This is a genomic window from Candidatus Thermoplasmatota archaeon (genome assembly GCA_029907305.1).
GTDB lineage: Archaea > Thermoplasmatota > E2 > DHVEG-1 > DHVEG-1 > JARYMC01.
The window spans coordinates 1-2,551 of the sequence record JARYMC010000122.1 but is presented as its reverse complement, the minus strand read 5'-3'; the positions used below and the strand labels follow the sequence as shown (position 1 = coordinate 2,551).

The 2,551-nt window shown below is 38.3% G+C and carries 3 protein-coding genes; 1 reads left to right on the top strand and 2 read right to left on the bottom strand.

Annotated elements, in window-relative coordinates:
* The coding region (truD, locus tag QHH19_07170; protein MDH7518100.1) for a tRNA pseudouridine(13) synthase TruD at nucleotides 1-218 on the top strand (218 nt) is incomplete at its 5' end.
* A gap of 19 nt (nucleotides 219-237) precedes the next feature.
* On the opposite strand, the gene QHH19_07165 is transcribed toward truD, so the two are convergent.
* On the bottom strand, nucleotides 238-1,920 hold the full coding sequence (locus QHH19_07165) for a M28 family peptidase (GenBank protein ID MDH7518099.1): 1,683 nt from the start codon (nucleotides 1,918-1,920) through the stop codon (nucleotides 238-240).
* Nucleotides 1,921-2,203: 283 nt separating this feature from the next.
* Nucleotides 2,204-2,551: PKD domain-containing protein (locus tag QHH19_07160; GenBank protein MDH7518098.1), on the bottom strand; the 348-nt coding region annotated here is incomplete at its 5' end.

Genomic DNA, 2,551 nt, shown 5'->3' with positions numbered 1-2,551 from the left:
TTAGGTTGGAAGATTTTGATATCAAACGAGAAACAGGTAGTTTTTTTAAAACACGTGAGAGAGAGACCATTCTGAAACCAGAGGGTTTCACGATAAATGAACCGACAGTTGATGAGATTAACGATTCTGGTAAAAATAGGTATAAAATCATGTTATCTTTTACTTTGCCGAAGGGGAGTTATGCTACTATTGTGACAAAAAGAATTTTTGGGCACTAGAAAAAAGAAGAGTTTTTGTTTACCTGTTGCTTATCTGTTTTATTGTCTTTGTCATCATTTGTAGTAATTGATTGTTTTGTTGGCTGGTTTGTTGGCTGATAGACTGATCTCTAGGCATGACAACTGTGAGTGTCGCCCAGCTGCTCTCATACCCCCATATGTCTCTGGCTTTGGCGCTTATAGTATAAGTTCCCTTTCTATTCCATTTGTGGCTTACTATCACTACCTCACCAGAGCTGTAAGGTCCTATCCAGCCGGTGTTGGTGTTGTCACCCCATGACACAAAAAGATAAACTTGGTCTCCATCTGGGTCTGTTGCAGTGATATTATATTGATAGGTTACTCCAATTTTTCCGTTTGTTGGGCCATCTATTGTTGGTTTGTTTGGCGGCGCATTACCAAATATTGTTACAACTAGTGGTTCTGACCAAGTGCTTTGAGCGGCATTTATGTCTTTTGCTTTCACTCTAACCTGGTAACTACCTAAACCTAGCCATGTGTGTGATGATTGTATTGGTGCCCCAGAGGTATATGGACCAAGCCACCCGCTATTTGTTCCATCTCCCCAGTCAATGTAGTAGTAAACATCGTCATCGTCTGGGTCGGTTGTAACAACAGTATATGTATATTCTTGGTTTATGACACCGTTTATTGGACCAGTGATTGTTGGTACAGCCGGGGGGTTGCTAGGGTAACTAGGGTGAGCGAGTTCAGCAAGTGTAGCAAGCATAATCCTTGTAACTTTTGTAGCATAAGTAATGTTCATGTTTTCAATGGTATCCTCGGGTGAGTGGTAATAATCATTAAAATTGTACTCATGGTAAAACAGCGCACAATAACCATAGTCCCAGAAAGAGTTGTGGTCACTCCCCCACGTGTACCCACTGTGTAACAGATTTAAATGTATATAGTCATTATATTGATTTTTCACATTATTTGTGAATGTGTAAAGCCATTCAGATGCGGTATCCTCATACACTTTTAAGTTGCTCCCATCATAAGCTGATAAAGCAAACCCTATCATATCAGCATTAAGCACACCAACAATGTTCTCCCCTTGCGCAGCAGCCTGTTGCGCGTACACCTCACTCCCCAAAAGACCCTGCTCTTCTCCAGAAAATGTTACGAACCTAATAGTGTAGTTAAAAACGTATTGACTCATAATATAAGCTGCTGTCATAACAGCAACAACACCTGAACCATCATCATCAGCACCAGGGCTACCAGACACTGTATCATAATGCCCACAAATAATATAGATTTCATCTTCAGATTCCATTCCGTATATTGTTGCCTCAACATTCTTTGATGTATATCCCCCGTTACTCCAATTATGATAACGAACTGAAAGACCCATATTTTGAAACTCGTTGTAAATCCATCCTGCTGCTGCTACACATGCAGGAGTACCGGTAACACGTGGACCAAAACCAACCAGCTCTTCAAGGTAGCCCAATATCACTGATTCATCAACCTGCTCAAGCATATCAACAACGATACCACTCATACTACTTACTGTTACATCAGGAATAGTAACAACATCTCTTTTTATAGTAGATAAATCAGGATGAGGGCGTGGAATTGCCATATGCCCAGGAGTTGGTGAAGTAGATTCTGTCTGAGATACTAAATCCAAAGAAACAGTTTTTGTAATTGGTTTTTTAACCTCTACTGCTGTTGAAAAAGCTGTTGCAGGCACCATAGTTATAATCATTAGCACACAAAATATTAGGCAAAAAAATTTTTTCATCATTATTTTTTTTCTCCCCCATTAAATACAGACATTTAAAGTCAGATAGGCATATAAATATTTGGTGATAAAATCAAAAAAATGAAAAACTTCCAACAAACAAATCAATTTTCCTATTTACATATGGCATAAGAACTAACAAAATCAAACACTATGTTTCTTTATCAAAAGAAAAATATGATATCACCATTCAAACAAAAATAAAAAAAGAAAAAAAGGGTTAGATTTTGTTTTTTTATGCTGCTATTATTTTTCTTAGTATCGGAAACGCATGTGGGAATCGTTCCAAGATCCTATGCAATAAAACATTAACTGAGATAACCCTTGGTACAGACACAGATATTGTAGTCCAGCCACTTTCAGAACCATAGATATCCTTTGCTTTTGCTTTAACTTGGTATGTTCCTTTTTTCGTCCATTTATGAGTTACTGTTACATTGTCACCTGATGCAGATGGTGTTGTCCAACCAGTTGATGTTCCATCACCCCAGTCAACATAGTATGAAACATCGTCTCCATCTGGATCCACTGCGTTAAGTACATAATTAATATCCTGATTTCGTTTAACTTTTGCAGGACCATC